Source organism: Paucibacter sp. DJ2R-2 (assembly GCF_025717675.1).
Classification (GTDB): Bacteria; Pseudomonadota; Gammaproteobacteria; order Burkholderiales; family Burkholderiaceae_C; genus Paucibacter_A.
This window is the reverse complement of sequence record NZ_JAJIRT010000014.1, coordinates 38,818-58,269: the sequence shown is the minus strand read 5'-3', so window position 1 is coordinate 58,269 and position 19,452 is coordinate 38,818. Positions and strand designations below refer to the sequence as shown.

The window sequence follows — 19,452 nt, the reverse complement described above, 5'->3', positions numbered from 1 at the left end:
CCTTCTATGCACAAGCTACTGGCTCGCCAGATCAAGCGCCTGCTGGGCAGCGAGGAGCAGCAGCTGCCCGCGCTGCTGCAGGAGCTCTTGCAGCTGTCCTTGCAGCCGGGCCTGTCGCCGGCCGCGGCGCGGCTGCTGGGCGGCCTGGGCAGTTTTTTTGACCGGGTGGACGGGGCCTACGAGCAGAGCGACCGCGACCTCGACCTCAAGACCCGCAGCCTGGAGCTCAGCTCGGTCGAGCTGAGCGGCAGCAACGACCGCCTGCGCAGCGAACTGGCCAGCCGCACCCGGGCCATCGAATCGCTGCGCAGCACGGCGCAAGGCCTGCTGCAGACTACCGGCACGGCGCTGCCGCCCCTGCATGACGACAACAATCTGGAAGCGCTGTCGCAGCTGATGTCCGAGCTGGTGCACCAGCGCGAGATCAGCCAGCAGGAGCTGCAGGACGCCCTGAGCGAGCTGGCATTGCAGCAGTTCGCGCTCGACCAGCATGGCATCGTCAGCATCACCGACCTGGCCGGCAACATCAGCTACGTCAACGACAAGTTCTGCCAGATCAGCGGCTACAGCCGCGCCGAGCTGCTCGGCCGCAACCACCGCATGATCAACTCGGGCCACCACCCGCTCAGCTTTTTCGAGAACCTCTGGGCCACCATCTTGAGCGGCGAGGTCTGGCACGGCGATGTCTGCAACCGCGCCAAGGCCGGCCACCTCTACTGGGTGCAGGCCACCATCGTGCCGCTGAAGGGCGCGTCCGGTGAGCCGGAGCGCTTCATCGCCATCCGCACCGAGATCACCGAGCGCAAGTCCATGGAGGCCGCCATCAAGGCCGCCGAGGCGCGGCTGCGCCACATCACCAACACCGTGCCCGGCGTGGTCTACCGCTGCCGCGTCAATGTGCGCACCGGCCAAACCCATTTCACCTTTGTCAGCGACCGGCTCAAGGAGGTGCGCGGCCTGGAGCCGGCGGCACTGCTGGCTGACGGCCGCATCTCGGCAGCCCAGATTGCGCCCGAGTACCGCGAACGCTGCGTCCAGGGCGTGCTGCAAGCGGCCGCGCAGCGCGGCCCCTGGCGCGAGGACTACAAGATCATCCTGCCCGATGGGCAGGAACGCTGGCTGCGCGCCGAGATCCGGCCCGAGGCCGAGCTGGCCGATGACGGCTCCATCGTCTACACCGGCATCTGGCAGGACGTCAGCCAGCTCAAGGAAGCCGGCGCGCGCCTGCGCGACATCACCGACAGCATCCCGGTGGCAGTGTTCCAGGCCCACCGCTCGGTGGGCGCGCGCTACGCCATCCCCTTCTGCAGCCGCGCGCTTGAGCGCATTTGCGGCGTCAGCCCCGAGGAGGCCATGAGCGACACCCGGCTGCTGCTGGCCTGCCTGGCGCCGGAGGAAGCGGCCCAGCTGAAGCGCGTGTTCGACAACTCGGCCACGGACCTGCGCCCCTGGTCCCTGGACTTCCGCCTGCGCCACAAGCTCAGTGGCGAGACCGTCTGGGTCCATGGCGAGGCCCAGCCCAAGCGGGCGGCCGATGGCGGCGTGCTTTGGAACGGCTATCTGGCCGACATCAGCGAGGCCAAGCGCGTGTCCGAGGAGCTGCGCCGCGCCAAAGAAGGGGCGGAAAGCGCCAACCGCGCCAAGAGCGACTTCCTGGCCAATATGAGCCACGAAATCCGCACGCCCATGAACGGCATCATCGGCATGGCCGAGCTGGCCTTGGACGGCCCGCTGGAAGCCAACCAGCGCGAGTACCTGAGCATCGTGCAAAGTTCGGCGGAATCGCTGCTGCGGGTGATCAACGACATCCTCGACTTCTCCAAGATCGAAGCCGGCAAGCTGCAGATCGAACACATCCCCTTCGAGCTCGGCCGCAGCGTGGCCGACACGCTGAAGACCCTGGCCCTGCGCGCCAATGACAAGGGCCTGGAGCTGGTCTGCTCGCTGGCCCCCGAGTTGCCGAGCCAGGTGCTGGGCGACCCCGGGCGGCTGCGCCAGGTGCTGATCAATCTGATCGGCAATGCCATCAAGTTCACCGAGCATGGCGAGGTGGTGCTGCGGGTCAGCCTGGCGGCCGGGGCCGAGGCGGACGTGCCGCCGAGCGTGCTGTTCACCGTCAGCGACACCGGCATCGGCATCCCGCCCGAGAAGCTGCAGTCCATCTTCGACGCCTTCTCGCAGGAAGACAGCAGCATCACGCGCCGCTACGGCGGCACCGGCCTGGGCCTGACCATCTCGGCGCGCCTGGTCGAGGCCATGGGCGGCAGCATCTGGGTGGACAGCGAACTGGGCCGAGGCAGCAGTTTCAATTTCGTCCTGCCCTTTGCCAGCGCACCTGAGCCCGCCGCCGGCGGCGAGCTGCCGGAAGCCCAGCGCATCCAGGACAGCCTGGGCGCCCTGCTGGCCGGCACGGCCCTGCCGGGCGAGCAGCCGCAGATGGAGGTGCTGCTGGTTGAGGACCACCCGGTCAACCAGCAGCTGGCCTGCGCCCTGCTGCAGCGCTGGGGCCACCGCGTCAGCATGGCCGACAACGGCCAGCTGGCCCTGGAGCAGCTGGCCCGGCGCCGCTTTGACCTGGTGCTGATGGACATGATGATGCCGGTGCTCGACGGCCTGGAGAGCACCCGCCGCTTCCGCGCCCTGGAAGCGCAGCAGCGGCCGGGCGAACGGACGCCCGTGATCGCCATGACCGCGCGCGCCACGCCGGCCGACCGCGAGCTCTGCCTGGCCGCCGGCATGGACGACTACCTGTCCAAGCCCATCGACGTGAAAGAGTTCCAGCGCTTGGTGCAGCGCTATGTGGTGAACAAAGGCCACAAGCCGGCCGCGCTTCCGACCAACGCAGACGGCGCCGAGCGGCAGCGCGCGAGCGCCGCCGCGCCCGATTTCGACTACGCCCAGGCCCTGGCCGAGGTCGACCAGGACGTGGTGCACATCGTGCGCGCCATCTTCATCCGGCGCTGGCCGCAGGACCTGGAAAAAATGCAGACGGCCCTGGCCGAGCAGGACTGGGACACCTTGATGCATGGGGGCCACGCCCTCAAGGGCACACTCGGCATGTTCGGCGCACGGCCGGCGGTCGAGCTGGCCCGGCAGATCGAGGACGGCGCCGAACATCGCCGCACTGCAGGCCTGGCCGAGTGCGTGCAGGCCGTGGCTGTGGAAGTCGACAAGGTCGTGCAAGCCCTGGCCGCTTTGGCCCCAACCGAATCATCCCCATGAAGTACAGCCAACGCCACATCCTGATCGTCGACGACAGCGAGATCAATATCGCCCTGTTCGAAGCCCTGGTGGCCAAGCTGGGCGCGGGCGAGGCCAAGTCCTTCAGCTCGGCCAGCGAAGGCCTGGCCTGGGCGCAGAGCCATGAGCCGGACTTGATCATCGTCGACTACATGATGCCGGAGCTCGACGGCGTCGAGTTCATCGAACGCCTGCGGGCCACGCCCGGCAAAGAGGCGGTGCCCATTTTGATGATCACCGCCAACGACCAGAAGCAGGTGCGCTACCGGGCGCTCAATGTCGGCGCCTCCGACTTTCTGATCAAGCCAGTGGACCGGGTCGAGTTCCTGGCCCGCTGCGCCAATCTGCTGGCCATGAGCGAGATGCGCCACAAGCTCGACGACCGGGCCGCCTGGCTGGCCGAGGAGGTACGCAAGGCCACGGCCGAGATCCTGGAACGCGAGCGCGAGACCGTGATCCGCCTGGCCAAGGCGGCCGAGTACCGCGACCCCGAAACCGGCGCCCACATCCTGCGCATGGCGCACTACTCACGCCTGATCGCTCAAGGCCTGGGCCTGAGCGAGGCCGAGCAGGACCTGCTGCTGCAGGCCGCGCCTCTGCACGACATCGGCAAGGTCGGCATCAGCGACAGCATCCTGCTCAAGCCCGGTCGCCTGAGCCCGGCGGAATTCGAGCTGATGAAGCAGCATGCCGCCTATGGCTATGAGATCCTCAAAGACAGCAAATCCGCCATCCTGCAGGCCGGCGCCTCGATCGCCCTGGGCCACCACGAGAAGTTCGACGGCAGCGGCTATCCGGCCGGCCTGGCCGGCGGCGACATCCCGATTTTCAGCCGCATCGTTGCCGTGGCCGATGTCTTCGACGCCCTGACCTCGGCCCGCCCCTACAAGCCGGCCTGGGAGCTTCGGGATGCAGCCGCCCACATCCAAGCCCAGTCCGGCAGCCATTTCGACCCGGACTGCGTGCGCGTCTTCTTCGAGCACTGGGACGCGGTGCTGGACATCCGCGCGCGCTTCCAGGACGAGGACACCTTGTTCACCTGAGCCCCACGTCGCCCGCCTCTTGACCGCAGCCCCATGTACCGCCTCACCATTGCCGAGAGTTTCCAGGTCCAGATCGGAGACCGCCCCGCCCGCACCTGGTATGCGCTGGAGGGCGAGTTCGAGTCCGAGCAACAGCTGCCGCCGCTGGGCAGCCTGCTGCTGCTGCAAAGCCCGGATGGCCGCACAGTGGCGGCCCAGCTGGCCGGGCGCTCGCTCTGGGAACGCGAGGCCTCGCTGCGCTTCAACGAGCTGGAGGCGCAGACATTCGAGCCCGGTTCCCTGGTCTTGTGGCGCAGATCGCCCAGCTGAGCCGCGCTCACAGCGAGTTTTCCCGAACCTCACATGCAAAGGTCGGCCAGATCGGTCAGAATCGCGCCGCCCGGATCGAATCCCATGAGCCACCGGGCAGGCCTCGCAATGACGCGTTAGCTGCGAGCACCTGGCTCAGGAGATTCTTGCCATGCATCCGCTTCGCCGCCTCGCTTGCCCTGCCCTGACCCTGGCCACCGTGCTGCTGATGAGCGCCTGCGGCAGCTATGAGCCGCCCAAGCCCGGCAACTACACCGAGATCGGCAGCAGCAAGGTCGAGTACGCCTGCGGCACCGAAACGCCCACGGCCACGCGCTTCAGCGTGACGCGTTGCCACAATATTGCCGAAGCCAAGGCACGCGGCGAAGCCAGCCGCGAGGCAGCCGACTCCCTGCGGGCGCCGCCGCCGGACGTGCGCTCGCGCTGAAATCAGCGCCGGGCAGCGGCGAGCCGCTGTGACCATGGCGGGGGCTATAGTCCTTTTCTGACCCCGCTACCCTGCCCGCAATGAGCCCGACACGCCGCTTCTGCCCGCGCCTTCCGCTGCACACGACCCTGCCCGCCACGGCCGCCCTGAGCCTGGCCCTGGCCGCCGCCCTGCTGCCCAGCAGCGCCCTGGCGGCCAAGCCCCTGATCTTCTGCGCCGACGCCAGCCCCGAGGGCTTTGACCCCGGCCTCTGGGACAGTTCGACCACCAACAACGCCAACCGGCAGATGTTCCAGGGCCTGCTGGCCTTCAAACGCGGCAGCACCGAACTGGTGCCCAAGCTGGCCACGGCCTGGCAGATGTCGCCCGACGCCAAGACCCTGACGCTGACCCTGCGCCGCGGCGTGCAGTTCCACAAGGCCGCCGGCTTCACGCCCAGCCGGGCGATGAACGCCGACGATGTGCTGTTCACTTTCGGCCGTTTCCTGAACCCCGAGCACCCCTTCAACAAGGCCTTTCCGGCCACCTTCGTCTACCCGCAGAACATGGGCCTGGCGCAGATGGTCGAGGGCCTGGACCGGGTGGACGACCACACCGTGCGTTTCCGTCTGAAGCAGGCCAATGCCAGCTTCGCCAGCAATCTGGCCATGGTCTGGGCCTCGATTCATTCGGCCGAGTACGGCGCCCAGTTGCTCAAGCAAGGCCGCGCCAACCAGATCAACAACCAGCCGGTCGGCACCGGGCCCTATCGCTTCAAGTCCTACACCAAGGACGATGTGCTGCGCATGGAGCCCCACCCCGAGTACTGGGGCAGCAAGCAGGCCGGCGCCCTGGTGTTCAGCATCAGCCGCGAGGCCAATGTGCGGGTGCAGAAGCTGGTGGCGGGCGAATGCCAGGTGGCTGCGGCCCTGCGCGACGTGGACCTGGCCGCGCTCGACGGCAAGCCCGACATCACGGTCATGAAGACCCAGGCGCTGAACATCTCCTACCTGTCCTTCAATCTCAAGAAGGCGCCCACCGACCAACGCGAGGTGCGCGAGGCCCTGGACATCGCCATCGACCGCAACGCCATCTTCAAGGCCTTGTTCCCGCGCGGTGATGCGCTGCAGGCGGTCAGCGCTTTCCCGCCCTCCATTCCCGGCTACAACAGCAAGCTCAAGAACGAGTACAACCCGGCCCGCGCCCGCGAGCTGCTGACCAAGGCCGGCCACGCCAAGGGCCTGGAGCTGGACCTCTGGGCCCTGCCCGTGGCCCGGCCCACCAACCCCAATGGCCAGCTGATGGCCCAGCTGATCCAGCAGGACTGGGCCAAGATCGGCGTCAAGGCCAACATCAAGACCTACGAGTGGGGCGAGTACCTCAAGCGCGCCAACCAAGGCGAGCACAGCGTCTATATGAGCGGCTGGAGCGGCGAAACCGGCGATGCCGACGAGTTCCTGACGCCCAATCTCAGCTGCGCCGCCAACCAGAGCGGCATCAAGTTCTGCAACAAGGAATTCGATGCCCTGATCGACGCCGCCCGCGCCACCCCCGACGCCAAGAAGCGCCAGGCGGCCTACGAAAAGGCACAGGAGATCTTCAAACGCGAGCGCCCCTGGATCACCATGGCCCACTCGGCCATCTACATGCCGGTGCGCCGCGACGTCAGCGGCTTCATCATGGCGCCGAACGGCAGCGTCGATTTCGAGAACGTGCAGCGCAAGTAAGCGACACGCGCGACGGCCCAACCAGGATCGTCAGGGTTCGGCACATTGCTGAAACTCAAATGCAACCACAGAGGCGCAGAGGCACAGAGCTAAAACCAATTCAGCTTTGTATTTCTCTGTGCCTCTGCGCCTCTGTGGTTGCCTTTTGTATTCGGCTGCTTTGTGCCGACTGCTGAAGCTCGCAGCGCTCACTTCGAGCAGGGCGAGGCCGGCAAGGCATAGGGGCGGATCAGCTCGGCCGTGCGGCCGCTGCGGCAGAGTTCGCCCAGGGCCGCATTGAAGCGCTTGAAGTCGGTGGCGCTGACGCGCTGCCGGACCAGGCCGAAGCTGTAGCTGAACTGCTTGGCCACGCCGGCCGCCTGCAGGCCGGTCAGGCCATACTCGCGCAGCAGCCAGAGGGCCACGTTCTCGTTCATGAAGGCCAGGCCGTCAGGGCCGTAGCGGCCGCTGATGAGCTTGCGCAGCACGGTCAGGTTGTCGGGTTCCAGCACCAGCTGTGCCGGCTCGGCCGCGCTCTGGCCCTCGATCAGGGTCTTCAGGCTGATCGAGCTGCCCGAAGGCCCGTAGACGCCAATCTGATGACCGGCCAGGGAATCCGCGCCGGTGTAGGAAAAGGCTTGGCCGGCACGCGCGAACACGCTGTAGCGGGCATCCAGCACCGGCAGGGAGGCGCGCACCAGGGCCTGGCGCTGCGGCGTGTCCAGCAAGGTGAACAAGCCATCGGCCTGGCCGCGCTCGGCCATGGCCAGGGCGCGCCGCCAAGGCAACAGCTCGATGCGACAGGACCAGCCCAGGCTGGCACAGGTCGCCTTGAGCACATCGACCATGGGGCCGGCCGGCTCACCGTTCTGCACGAAGGTGTAGGGCGGAAACGATTCGGTAACGAACAGCCGCTCCGGCGCCGTTGTCAAAGCCACAGCCGAAGCCACGCTGGCCGCGAGAAACAGTCCACACATCGGAATCGCCAGCCTCAGCTTGCGTTGCACATTGCACTCCTTGTTCTGACACGTCCACAGCACCGCGGGCGTGACGCCGGCGGCCAGCATAGCGCCATGCCGAGGCGAACCGGCATCGCGGCCGCCGAAGCACCCGTCATTCGCCCGTCATCACACCAGGCGGAGGCAGGCGGAGTTCGAAGCAGCTGCCCTGGCCCAGTTCGCTCTGCACCGCCAAGCTGCCACCGAGCACGGCGGTGGCGAGGTGGTGGGCGATGTGCAGGCCCAGGCCGCTGCCGCCCTGGCCGAAGCGGGTGCTGAAGAAGGGGTCGAAGACCCGGCCCAGGTGCTCGGACGCGATGCCCACGCCATCGTCCTGCACCTGCAGGCGCAAGCCCTGGGCGCCGTCCGGCAGCAAGCGCAGGCACAGGCGGCCGCGCTCGCGGCCCACAAAGGCATGGATTAAGGCGTTGTCCAGCAGCTGTTGCAGCACCTGCTGCAAGGCCGAAGGCTGGCCTTGCAGGACGATCTCGGTCTCGGGCGCCTCCAGGCTCAGCTCGACGCCAGCCGCAGCCGCCGCGTCGCGGAAGCCGGCCAGCATGAGCTGACACAGAGGCAGCACGGCAAAGCGCTGCAGCGGCTCGCCCCCCGGGTCGCGCGCCAGTTGCTTGAACTGCCGCACCAGCTCGGCGGCACGTTGCAGACCACGCAAGAGCAGATCGGCCGAGGCTTCGGCGTCGCTGAAGTAACGCTCCAGATCGCTGCGCTTCATACTGCGTGATTCGGCCTGCACGGCCAGTTGCAAGGTGCGCTCCTGCCAGGTGCTGGCGGCCAGCAGGCAATTGCCGATCGGCGTGTTCAGCTCATGGGCGACGCCGGCCACCAGGCGGCCCAAGGAAGCCAGACGCTCCTGCTGCAGCAGCTGGGCCTGGGTGCGTGCCAGCATTTCGGACCGCCGTGCCTGCTCCTCGGCCAGCTGGCGCAGATGCTCGGCCTCGGCCAGGGCGCGTTCGGTCTGGTGCAGCACTTGCAAGGCCAGCAGGCGCTTGTTGGCCGCGTCGCTCTGGATCTTCAGGCGCGCGCCCGAGGCCTGGCGGATCAGCTGGTAAGCAAGGTCCACATCGCCCTGCTTGCGGTGCTCCTCGGCCAGGGCCTCGAAGAGCTCGCCCGGCACCAGATAGCCGGCCATGCTGTGCGCCAGGGCCAGGGCTTGCTCCAGCAGCTGCAGCGCGGCCTGCCCCGGCGCCTCTCCGGCTGGGCCGTTCAAGCCATGCTGGCTGTGCAGCTCGGCCAGGGCACGCAGGCTCTCGATCTGGCGCAGCACATGGCCAGTCTGGCGCGCGCCCTCCAGAGCTTCCTGCGCCAATTGCAGGGCCGCCGCGACATGGCCTTGGCGGGAGTGCAGCTGGGCCAGGGCGCGGCAGGCGTGGATGTGCAGGTCCGGGTGGGCCTGGCGCAGCGTCAAGGGCAGCAGCTCGGCCAGCGCCGCCTGGGCGCCATCGAGCTCATCGAGGTCCAGGCAGAGGTCGGCCCAGTATTTGAGGGCGATGCAGAAATTGCGCCCCGGCGGCAGCCGGCGCAGCAGCTGCAGCGCGTCTTGCAGGCTGCTGCGCGCCGGCTCCAGCCGGCCCAGGCGGCGCAGGGTCTCGCCCATCTGGGCCAGGCCGTGGCCGGTGCTCAGCGGCAGCTCATGCTGGCGCGCCAGAGCCAGAGCTTTTTCCATCCACTGCAGGGCCAGCTCATGCTCGTTGAGGCTGTTCAGAGCATCGGCGGCATTGAAGCCGGCGGCAATGGCGCGGCTGAGCTGGCCGGTCAACAGACCCAGCTGCATAGCACTCATGCGTTCGGCCGCAGCATGGCCGTAGTCGCTGGCCTGAGCCGCCAGGGTGCCACGCAGCTCATGGGCCCAGGCGGCCACGGCCGGGCTCATGCCGGCCAACTCGGCGTCGCTCGGTGCGCCATGTTGGCGGCCACGCACCGGGTCGATATAGGTCAGGAACAGCGCGGACATCAACTCAGTCACCTGGGCGCGCTCTTCGTCGCCGCCGGCGCGCGCGGCGAGGGTCGCCTGCCCCAAGGAGGCGATGGCCTCATGGCTGCGCCCTTGGGCGATGTCCACCCGAGCCAGGGTCAGCCAGGCTTCGCAGCGGCCGAGCGCATCGCCCAGGCGCTCGAACACCGCCAGGGCCAGCTGCGCCTGGCGCTGGGCGGCGAGCAGTTCGATCTGCTGCAAGAGCAGCAGTTCTGCATCCAGCAAGTCCAGCCAGGCGCTTTCTGTGCATTCCTTGCTGCCTTCGGGGCTGGCGGCCAAGGCGGCCCGGGCCTGCTCGGCCAGCAGGCGGGCACGGCGGCTGTTGCGCTGGCGCAGATGCCAGGCCAGGGCAAGGCGGCGCGAGATCGGCAGCGACCAGGCCGGTTCATCCAGCTCGGCTTCCCAGACCTTGAGCACCTCATCGCGAACGCTGAAATCCATCGAGCCCTCGTTGGCAAGGCCCAAGAATACGTGCAATTGCCTGACGGTAGGCAAGGCCCTGCTACTGGCGCGCCACCCAGTCCGCCAGCGCATCGAGCACCGGTCGGCCGCGCCTCCCGGCTTGCTCATCGTTCACAAAAGCCACCAGCACCCAGGTGCGGCCGCGCCGGTCCGGCACATAACCGGCCAAGGCCACGGCCTCATTGAGACTGCCGGTCTTGAGGCGTGCGCGGCCCTCGGCCGGGCTGCCTTTGAGGCGGCGGCGCAGCGTGCCGTCCACGCCGGCCAGGGGCAGGCCGCTCTGCAGCTCGGGCGCCAGCGGCAGGCGGGCCGCGCGCGCCAGCACGGCGGCCAGCAGCTCGGGCCGGATGCGCTCGCGCCGCGACAGGCCGGAGCCGTTCTCCAGCACCAGGCCCTGAGCGTCCAAGCCTTGCCCGGCCAGCCAGTCACGCACCGCGCGCTCGGCCGCGGCCAGGGTCTCCTCGCCGGGCCGCGCGACGGCGGCGCCCAGGCGCAGATAGACCAGGCGGGTCAGCGGGTTGTCCGAGCTTTTCAAGGCGCCGCGCAGCAGCTCGCCCAGCGGCCGGTCCTGGTGCTGGGCCAGGACCTGAGCGCCTGCGGGTGTGGCGGCCTCCTGCACGGCCGGGCCCAGGCTGCCGCCCAGCTCTTCCCAGAGCGAGCGCACGACCAAGGGCACAAAAGCCTGACGGTCGACGAGATTCATGTCCTGACGCTGCTGGCACTGGCGCGGAAAGCTGCCCTGCAGGCGCAGCAACCAGCCATGGCCCTCTGGCGCGGGCAGCAGCTGCGGCCGGCCGAAATCGAGTTCCCATTCGGCGCAGGGGCGCTCGCTCCAAGCCAGGGCACTGAGGTCCAGCTGCAGGCCGCGCCAGGCGGGGCTCAAGCGGCCGCGCACCGTCTGCCCATCGGAGGCCAGGCTCAGGCCGAGCAGATTGCCGTTGAGCATCAGGGCGTCGGGCACCACGTTGTAGGCCGACTCGGGGTATTCGTCGAAGGGCAGCAGGGCCGGGTCGGGCCGCGCGGGGCGGAACAGGCTGCGGTCCAGCACCAGGCCGGCCGGCACCTCGCGCACGCCCTGCTCGCGCGCCTGACGCAGCATCAGCCAGAGTGCGCCCCAATCGAGTTGAGCGTCGGCGCCACCGCGCAGATAGAGCGGGCCGGCCAGGCGGCCCTCGGCATCGGGCGGGCCTTCGCTCAGCAGCTCGGTGCGGCCGCGCGAGGCGGCGCCCAATCGATCGAGCGCGACCACGGCGCTCAGCACCTTGATGGACGAGCTCGGCGCCATCGCCCGATCGGCCTGCCAACGCAAAGCCTGCGGTCGGTGCATCGGGCCGCCGTGCCGCGCCGCCTCGTCGAGAGGAAAGGCCACCACGCCCAAGGCCGTGGCCGGCAGACCGGCCAGCTCCAGCGCCGCCTGCACCGAGGCAGGCAGCTCAGCGGCCTGGGCCGACGCGGCCGCCAGCGCCAGCAGCACGCTCAGCAGCCAGCCGGGCGCGTGGCGGAGCTGGGCGCTGCCGCTCACTTCAGCGAGCGCACAAACTCCAGCACCTGGGCCACCATGGGCGCATTGGACTGGGGCGACTCGATGTCGCCGGCCAGCACATGCTGGCTGGGACTCTGGCTGTAATCCACCTCGACCAGACGCTTGTCCGGGTGGCTGAAACGCTCGAAGGCCTCGCGTGCCGCCTGCACATTGATGACCTGGTCGCGCGGCGACAACATCATCAACAAAGGCGCCTTGACCTTCTCAAGTGCGCTGTCACGCACACGCGCCACCAGGGCCATCATGGGGAACAGGGCCGAGGTCGGGTACTCATGCGTCCAGTAGCGGGCCTTGGCCGGGCTGTTGGGCGTCCAGCGGCTGGTTTCGCCCTGGAACCAACGCGCCAGCACACGGCCCCAGGGCCAGTTGATCACCGAAGCCCAGACATTCTTGGGGCCGAAGTTCGGAGAGACCATGACCCAGCCGGCCACGTCCTGCGCCTCGGGGCGCAGGGCCAGCCAGCCGGACAAGGTAGCACCCGTCGAAGTGCCCATGACCAGCACGCGCTCACCCAACTGATGGCCGATGGCCAGGGCTTCCAGCGCGTCGGCCTTCCACTCGCTGACGGTCATCGTGCCCATGGCGGCGCCGGGCCGACCATGGCCGGCCAGGCGGGCGTAATAGACGTGGCCGCCCAGCTCCTTGGCAATCAGATCGGGCACCGGGGCCAGCTCCTGCCGCGTGGCGCTGAAGCCATGCAGATAGACCACCACCCAGGGCGCGCGCTTGCGGCCGGCCGGGCCCCAGACGATGTGCTTCTCGGCACCGGGCGTGACATCACCCAGGCGCGCCTCGGCGGCGGCCAGGTGGGCGTCGAACTGGTCCAGCTGCGAAGGCAGCGGCGCCACCGTGTCCGGCGGCAACCAGGCTTGGTCGGCGTTGCGCGGCCCCATCAGCAGCACAGCGCCCAGCAGGGCAGCGACAAAGAGGACCGGGCCCTTGCGCTTCAAGCCAGCACAGCGGCCATGGCGCTGGCCGTGGCCTCGACGTTCTTGTTGTTCAGGCCGGCCACGCACATGCGGCCCGAGCGCACCAGATAGACGGCGAACTCGTCCTTCAGGCGATCCACCTGGGCGGCGGTCAGGCCGGTGTAGCTGAACATGCCGCGCTGGGTCAGGAAGTAGTCGAAGTTGCGGCCCGGCAGCTTGGCCGCCAGCACCTCGTACAGGGCGTTGCGCATGGCGTGGATGCGCTCACGCATCTCGGTCACTTCGCCTTCCCAGAGGCTGCGCAGCTGCGGGTCGCTGAGCACGCGGGCGACGATCTGGCCACCGTGCAGCGGCGGGTTGGAATAGTTGCGGCGGATCATGAACTTCAGCTGGCCCAGCACCAGGGCGGCTTGGGCCGCATCGGGGCAGACCACGCTGAGCGCGCCGCAGCGCTCGCCGTACAAGCTCATGCTCTTGGAGAAGCTATTGGCCACGAAGAAGGACAGGCCAGCATCCAGCATGGCGCGGATGGCAAAGGCGTCCTCATCGATGCCGTCGCCATAGCCCTGGTAGGCCAGGTCCAGGAAGGGCAGCAGCTCGCGCTCTTTCAGCACCGGGATCAACTCATCCCACTGCATGGGGCTGAGGTCCACGCCGGTCGGGTTGTGGCAGCAGGCGTGCAGCAGCACCACGCTCTTGGCCGGCAGGGCGCGGATGGCTTCCAGCATGTCCGCAAAGCGCACGCCGCCGGTGGCCGCGTCGTAGTAGGGGTAGGTCTTGACCTCGATGCCGGAGCCTTCGAACACCGCACGGTGGTTGTCCCAGGTCGGGTCGGATACATAGATGGCGCTGGCCGGGAAGTAGCGCTTGATGAAATCGGCACCGACCTTGAGGCCACCGCTGGAGCCCACGCTCTGGATGGTGACGATGCGGCCTTCGGCGCGCGCCGGGTGGTTTTCACCGAAGAGCAGGCCTTGCACGGCGCTACGGAAATTGGCCGCACCTTCCATGGGCAGATAGGGGCGGGCGCCAGCGTCGGCCACCACGGCAAGCTCAGCCTTGCGGACCGAATCCAGCATGGGGATGCGGCCTTCGTCGTCGAAGTAGATGCCGATGGACAGATTGATCTTGCCGGGGCGGCTGTCCTTCTGGAAAGCCTCGTTGAGGCTCAGGATCGGGTCGCCGGCGTAGGCGTCAACGTGCTTGAACATGGTGCGGGTGCTCCGGGCTGAAAGTTTGCGAGCATTATCGGCCGGCTTGACCAGAAAACCTGTGGCATTGGCAAGATACGGCCGCTCTCAGGGATAGGCCGCGACGATGCGCTGCCAGCTACCATCGGCCATCATGGTCTGGAATGCATGCTCCAGTTCGGCCTGACGCTTCAACCAGGGCGAGCGCAGCGAGAGCACCAGATAGGCCGTCTCCCCCTCCAGGCGCAGCGCCTGCTTTTGCAGCTTCAACTGCCGCTCGCGCAAGAGCAGATCACCCTGCCGCTCGGGCAGCACGGCCAGGTCCACACGGCCCCGCGCCACCAACTCCAGGGCCACGCCATAGTCGTTGACCTCTTGCAAGCGCAGCTGCGTCAGCCCATCAAAGGCCGCGCCATAGCGCTTGCCGCGGTGCACGGCGATCAGCCGACCATCCAGATCGGCCAGGCTGCGCAAGGCCGGCGCATCGGGCTTGGTATAGAACACTTTGTCTTCGGCCGGCAGTCGCACCTGGCTGTAGCTCAGAAAGCGCTGCCGCTCGGCGGTCATCAGCGGGCCCAGCATCACATCGGCCGCGCCGGACTCCATCATCTTGAAAGCGCGCGCCGAAGGCACCTCGGTGAAGCTCAGCAAGCAGCCGAGGCGGCGCGCCGCCTCGGCCATCAGCTCGAAATAGAGCCCGCTCGGTCCACCAGGGCCGAACACCCGGTACGGTGGATCGGCGCTGCCGACCACGCGCAAGGGCATCGGCGTTGGCTGGCCACTCAAACGCTGCGGCAGGCTGACAGCGAGCCAAGCCGCCAGCGCAAGCAAGGCTGCACGGCGCCCAGGCACCGAGCATGAAACGCCGTGCGATGAATTGGAATCCGGCATCGGCAGAGTCCTCCCTGCGAAACGCAGCTTGCTGTCTTTCGATCTTAGACGCGAGCGCACGCCGCGGAGCCGGGCTTTATTCGCGCCGCTGCAGCAGCATGGCGTCACCGTAGCTGAAGAAGCGGTAACGCTGCGCAATCGCGTGGCGGTAGAGCGCCATCACCCGCGCATGGCCGGCCAGGGCGCTGACCAGCATCATCAGGGTGCTCTTGGGCAGGTGGAAGTTGGTGATCAGGCTGTCAACCACGCGGAAGGTGAAGCCAGGCGTGATGAAGATTTCGGTCTCGCGCGCGCCGGCCACCAACTCGCCGCCCTGGGCGGCCGATTCCAGCGCGCGCAGCGTGGTCGTGCCCACGGCCACCACCCGGCCGCCGCGCGCCCGGCAGGCGGCCACCGCGGCCACCGTTTCGGCCGGCACCTCGAACCACTCGCTGTGCATCTTGTGCTCGCTCAGCTGCTCGACGCGCACCGGCTGGAAGGTGCCGGCGCCAACATGCAAGGTGACATGAGCCGTGGCCACGCCGCGCTCGGCCAGGCGGGCCAGCACGCCTTCATCGAAATGCAAGGCCGCGGTCGGCGCAGCCACGGCACCGGGTTCGCGGGCAAACACAGTCTGGTAGCGGCGCACATCATCGGCTTCGTCGGCATGCTCGATGTAAGGCGGCAGCGGCACATGGCCATGCTGTTCCAGAAGGGCAAAGGGGTCGCTGGGGAAGCGCAGATGGAACATGCCGCCATCGGGCCCACAGCGGCCCAGCACCTCGGCATCAAAGGCCTCGTTGAAGCGGATCAGCGTGCCGGGCTTGGGCGATTTGCTGGCCCGCACATGGGCCCAGACCTCCAGCGTGCCGGGCAACACCCGCTCGATCAGCGCCTCGACCGAGCCGCCGGTCGCCTTGGCGCCGTACATGCGCGCCTTGATCACCTTGGTGTTGTTGAAAACCAGCAGGTCACCGGGGTTCAGCAGATCGGGCAGCTCGCGGAACACGCGGTCCACCGGCGCCTCGCTGCGGCCATCGAGCAGGCGCGAGCCGCTGCGCTCGGCCGCAGGATGCTGGGCGATCAGCTCGGGCGGCAGTTCGAAATCGAAATCGCTGACGGTGTAAGCGGGGGTAGATGCAGGAAAAGTGGAAGACATGGGAGATTGAGGGCCGGACGGACCCGTGCCAAACGGTGGGAGAGCTGACGATTTTCCCATGCGCCTCGCCGGCGCAAAAAAGGCCGGGGCGCTTGGCAGCGGCCCGGCCTTCAAACTTGGCAAGAAGAGGGGATCAGTGTCCGCCGGTGCCCGTGGCCAAGAGCGTGCCCTCGTCACCGACGATCCAGCCGGTGCGGCTGTCGATCAGCTGCACCGTGCGCAGAGCCTTGCGCGTGCCCGAGGCTTGCGGCGCCCAGGTCTTGCCGCTGTCGCGGGTGGCCAGGATAGTGCCTTGCTCGCCGACGATCCAGCCGTTTTTGGCGTCGGAGAACTGGATATCCAGCAGTGTGGAGAAACCAGGTACTGGCACCTTGGTCCAGCTGATGCCGCCGTCATCGGAACGCAGCAGGACGCCATTTGTGCCCAGCACCCAGTAGGTCTTGCCATCCCGCGAATAGACCCGATTCAGCTGCTCGCGCACGCCGGTGTAGCGCGAGGCCCAGGTCTTGCCGTCATCGCTGGACTGGGCAATGCTGCCGGCATAACCAACTACGGTCAGGCCTGCGCCTGCATCCACGCGCACATCTCCAAAGTACTGAAATGGCGTCGTGACTTCGCCCCAGCGACCGGCACCGTCACGCGTCAGCCAAAGCTTGCTGTAGCCATTGTCGATGCGCGCCCAGCCATTGTTTTCATCGGTGAAACCCATGCGAGCCCACTGATTGCTATTCAAGCCAGAGGTCCAGGTTTCTCCTCCATCGACGGTCTTGTAAAGGCGTCGGTCTTGATGCAAGAGATAGCCGATCTTGGCGCTTGAGAACTGCAAAACAGAACTGAAGTTGTAGCTGTTCTGCGTTCCAAGATCCGCGCGCTTGACCGTCCAGCTCTTGCCACCATCGGCACTTTGCAGCAACTCACCCTTGCTGTTGACCATCACGCCGTTCTTGGCGTCCCGGAAAGCCACCGCGTGCGGCGCGCCCTGGGCGCTGTTGCTCCCTTCACTCACGCGCACCCAGGTCAGGCCTTTGTCCAGACTGGCAAAGCTGCCGTACTGAGAGTCAACCATCAGCAAACCCGCGCCAACTCCACTCAAGGTCATGGAGTAGTAGCCATTGCTGCCACTGGCAAACTGAGGCAAAGCCAGCTCGCTCCAGGTCTTGCCAAGATCGTCGCTGTAGCGCGGCTTGTTGCTCCAGAGCGCGAAGACGCGACTGCCTTGAACCGTCAGGTTGCTGAAGCCGTAGACATCGCCGAGAGACACCCGAGCCCAATTCACGCCTCCATCTTCGGAGCGAAAGAGCTTGTTGTAGTTGTGGGCGAGCAGCACCTTGGCTTCAAGGTCCAAGCTGCGAATCTGCAGATCTTCGCTTTCGGCGCCCAGACCGGCGGCAGCCAGTCGGCTCCAGGTCAGGCCCATGTCGTCGCTGCGCCACAAAGCCTGGCGATAGCTGTACTGTTGCTTCACCGGATCCCAAGCGCCGTTGTTGCGCGCACGCGCAATCACGGACTTTTCACCTACAGCACTGATGGTGCTGGAGTAGCCGGGAAACAGTGTGCCGTCGCTGTCCTTGAGTTGCAGAACGTCTGCAGGCTCTGCCGTGAGGCTGCTATAGCGGATCAGCTTTTCATACGTCAGTGCCAGGTAAGCACCTCCGCCCGCCGGAGTCAGGTCCCGGCCGCTGCCGCTTCGAGACTGCCAAGTGAGCCCGCCGTCATCGCTGCGATAGACGGCAAAGTCGCTGTATTCGATGCCACGCGCTCCATTCAAACGGAGTTTGGAGCCAGAGTAGTCGTCCTGCCACGGCGCCGCCAGGGCCGTCCAGGTCGTGCCGCCATCGCGCGTGCTGAGCAAGGTGCTGTTGCTGCCGCGGATCCAGCCGATCTTGTCATCCCAAAACACGACTTCGAGCAAATCCACGGTGACACCGCTGCGTTGGCGCGCCCAGGTCTTGCCGCCATCCACGGTCTTGAAGATCTCACCGACCGCACCGACGCGCCAACCCGTGGTGGCGGTGGCGAAGGTGATGGAACTCAGCGCGTGGCCGGTTGGGCGCGGCGCCTGCCAGCACCAGCCGGTTTCTGAGGCGCCACTGCATTCGAGTCCCCTCACGGCGGCCTGGTTGTTGACGGTGATGGTGGTCCTGACCTCCTTGGCCTGACCCGCCTCATTGCTGACGCGCAGCTTCACCTCGTAGTCGCCGGGCTTGGCGAACACATGCTTGGGCGCCGCTTCCGTGCTGGCCGCGCTGCCGTCACCGAAGTCCCAGCTGTACTGCAGCTTGCCCAGGCTCGCAGCGCTGTTGCCGAAAACGGTGGGCTCCGCGATATCGCCACTGGCCGGCGCCGTGATGCTGAGGTTCTCAGGCACAGGCGTGGGCGGCACGGGAACGGGTGTCGGCGCATCCGACCCTCCGCCACCGCAGGCGGCCAGCAACAAGGCCAAGCCTGGGGCCAGGGTCAAGCGCGCTACGCGCGCAGCGAATCGATATGTCATGGGGATCCCTCTCTCGAGCTGTGAAATGGCGGGTCGCCTCTTGCGCCAGCCTGTTTTTTTCAGGCGCGATGATAGTTGCCAGTGGGAACGCTCCGCCTCCCCCATAGGAGGGTGTCGTGGGCGCCCACGAACCCAGCTTCGCACCCACGCAGCTGTTGACCCAGGTCAACACCGGCCGGCCCGAGACTGCCAAGATGGCGTCAAGGAGAACGCCATGAGCACCCCCCTCAATCACGAACAGATGCAGCAGCTGCGCGCGGGACTGCTGCTGCGCCAACAGCGCCTGGAGCAGGAACTGGACGGCCTGCTGGGCCATCAAAGCCGGGCCGAGCATGCCCGGGAACAGTTGCTGCAGGATGGCGACGGCAATGGCCAGCGCGAGAGCGCACTGGATGCCGAACGCGAAGTCGACCTGGCGCGCAGCGATCTGACCCTGCAATCGCTGCGCGAAGTGCGCGCGGCGCTGGCCGCCCTGGACGGTGACGGCTTCGGCCTCTGCCAGGACTGCGGCGACGCAATCGCCTTTGCTCGTCTACTCGCCAGCCCCGAGGCACGACGCTGCGTGAGCTGCCAAGGCCTGCATGAAGGCCAGGCCACGGCGCACGCACAGACAGCCCGCCTCTGAGCGGCTCAGATCAAAGCCGTGCCGCATGCCTGCGGCCCGGTAGTCCCGATCCCACGTTTCTCAATCCCCACACAAGCAAGGATCCATCCATGAGCACATCGCAAGTCACTTTCCACGCCGTCGTCAGCCTGGACCACCAACAGGCCAAGGTCTTGCAGTTCGACGCTGAGCATGTCCAGGCCGAGAAGATCAAGGCCCACAGCCACCACACCAAGCAGCATGGCAGCGCCGTGCGCACGGAACACGAGTTCTTCGGCGAGGTCTGTGATGCGCTGAATGGCATCGAAGAAGTTCTGGTCGTCGGCTCCAGCACCGCGCTGAGCGACTTCAAGCACTACGCGGACAAGCACCGCCCCCTGGTCGCCAAGCACATCGTCGCCTACGAAACGGTGGACCATCCGACCGAGCCGCAACTGGTGGCCAAGGCACGCCAGTTCTTCGTCAAATACGACCGCATGGCCGGCACACCGTCACCGATGTAAGCCAAC

At 67.3% G+C, this 19,452-nt stretch carries 15 protein-coding genes; 7 read left to right on the top strand and 8 right to left on the bottom strand.

Annotated elements, in window-relative coordinates; genetic code table 11:
• The first annotated feature begins 6 nt into the window (after window positions 1–6).
• The 5 genes from LNV28_RS23225 (at window position 7) to LNV28_RS23205 (ending at window position 6,725) form a co-directional block, all read left to right on the top strand.
• Window positions 7–3,222, top strand: a complete 3,216-nt coding sequence (locus tag LNV28_RS23225; RefSeq protein ID WP_263518083.1) for a PAS domain-containing protein — start codon at window positions 7–9, stop codon at window positions 3,220–3,222.
• A complete protein-coding gene (locus tag LNV28_RS23220; RefSeq protein ID WP_263518084.1) occupies window positions 3,219–4,283 on the top strand; it encodes an HD domain-containing phosphohydrolase in 1,065 nt (354 codons plus the stop codon). The genes LNV28_RS23225 and LNV28_RS23220 overlap by 4 nt, the downstream gene beginning before the upstream one ends.
• Window positions 4,284–4,316: 33 nt before the next feature.
• A complete protein-coding gene (locus LNV28_RS23215) occupies window positions 4,317–4,592 on the top strand; it encodes a hypothetical protein (RefSeq protein ID WP_263518085.1) in 276 nt (91 codons plus the stop codon).
• Between the two features lie 151 nt (window positions 4,593–4,743).
• The gene (locus LNV28_RS23210; RefSeq protein ID WP_263518086.1) at window positions 4,744–5,019 is read left to right on the top strand and encodes a hypothetical protein; all 276 of its coding nucleotides are present in this window, start codon (window positions 4,744–4,746) and stop codon (window positions 5,017–5,019) included.
• An 80-nt stretch (window positions 5,020–5,099) separates the two neighbouring features.
• Entirely contained in the window at window positions 5,100–6,725 is a 1,626-nt protein-coding gene (locus tag LNV28_RS23205) for an ABC transporter substrate-binding protein (RefSeq protein ID WP_263518087.1), read from the top strand.
• 188 nt (window positions 6,726–6,913) lie between these two features.
• Here LNV28_RS23205 and LNV28_RS23200 read toward each other — a convergent pair whose 3' ends face one another.
• From LNV28_RS23200 to LNV28_RS23165, 8 genes are all read right to left on the bottom strand, one after another.
• Window positions 6,914–7,711, bottom strand: a complete 798-nt coding sequence (locus tag LNV28_RS23200) for a substrate-binding periplasmic protein (RefSeq protein ID WP_263518088.1) — start codon at window positions 7,709–7,711, stop codon at window positions 6,914–6,916.
• 106 nt (window positions 7,712–7,817) lie between these two features.
• A complete protein-coding gene (locus LNV28_RS23195; protein ID WP_263518089.1) occupies window positions 7,818–10,133 on the bottom strand; it encodes an ATP-binding protein in 2,316 nt (771 codons plus the stop codon).
• Between the two features lie 61 nt (window positions 10,134–10,194).
• Window positions 10,195–11,676, bottom strand: a complete 1,482-nt coding sequence (dacB, locus tag LNV28_RS23190) for a D-alanyl-D-alanine carboxypeptidase/D-alanyl-D-alanine endopeptidase (RefSeq protein WP_263518090.1) — start codon at window positions 11,674–11,676, stop codon at window positions 10,195–10,197.
• The gene (locus LNV28_RS23185; RefSeq protein ID WP_263518091.1) at window positions 11,673–12,647 is read right to left on the bottom strand and encodes an alpha/beta hydrolase; all 975 of its coding nucleotides are present in this window, start codon (window positions 12,645–12,647) and stop codon (window positions 11,673–11,675) included. Before LNV28_RS23185 ends, dacB begins: the two co-directional genes overlap by 4 nt.
• Window positions 12,644–13,837 (bottom strand): amino acid aminotransferase, encoded by a 1,194-nt coding sequence (locus tag LNV28_RS23180; protein WP_263518092.1) that lies wholly within the window; start codon window positions 13,835–13,837, stop codon window positions 12,644–12,646. The genes LNV28_RS23185 and LNV28_RS23180 overlap by 4 nt, the downstream gene beginning before the upstream one ends.
• 87 nt (window positions 13,838–13,924) lie before the next feature.
• The gene (locus LNV28_RS23175) at window positions 13,925–14,707 is read right to left on the bottom strand and encodes a substrate-binding periplasmic protein (RefSeq protein WP_263518093.1); all 783 of its coding nucleotides are present in this window, start codon (window positions 14,705–14,707) and stop codon (window positions 13,925–13,927) included.
• Between the two features lie 76 nt (window positions 14,708–14,783).
• The gene (gene queA, locus LNV28_RS23170; protein WP_263518094.1) at window positions 14,784–15,845 is read right to left on the bottom strand and encodes a tRNA preQ1(34) S-adenosylmethionine ribosyltransferase-isomerase QueA; all 1,062 of its coding nucleotides are present in this window, start codon (window positions 15,843–15,845) and stop codon (window positions 14,784–14,786) included.
• Window positions 15,846–15,978: 133 nt separating this feature from the next.
• Complete coding sequence (locus tag LNV28_RS23165; protein ID WP_263518095.1) at window positions 15,979–18,339, bottom strand: YCF48-related protein; 2,361 nt, start codon at window positions 18,337–18,339, stop codon at window positions 15,979–15,981.
• A 214-nt stretch (window positions 18,340–18,553) separates the two neighbouring features.
• Here LNV28_RS23165 and LNV28_RS23160 point away from each other — a divergent pair, with 214 nt between their 5' ends.
• Together LNV28_RS23160 and LNV28_RS23155 are read left to right on the top strand one after the other, a co-directional pair.
• Window positions 18,554–18,964 carry a TraR/DksA family transcriptional regulator gene (locus LNV28_RS23160; protein ID WP_263518096.1) on the top strand — a complete coding sequence of 137 codons (411 nt, stop codon included), beginning with the start codon at window positions 18,554–18,556 and terminating at the stop codon, window positions 18,962–18,964.
• 89 nt (window positions 18,965–19,053) lie between these two features.
• Window positions 19,054–19,446: a hypothetical protein gene (locus LNV28_RS23155; RefSeq protein ID WP_263518097.1), complete on the top strand. Its 393-nt coding sequence runs from the start codon at window positions 19,054–19,056 to the stop codon at window positions 19,444–19,446.
• The last annotated feature ends 6 nt before the right edge of the window (window positions 19,447–19,452 follow it).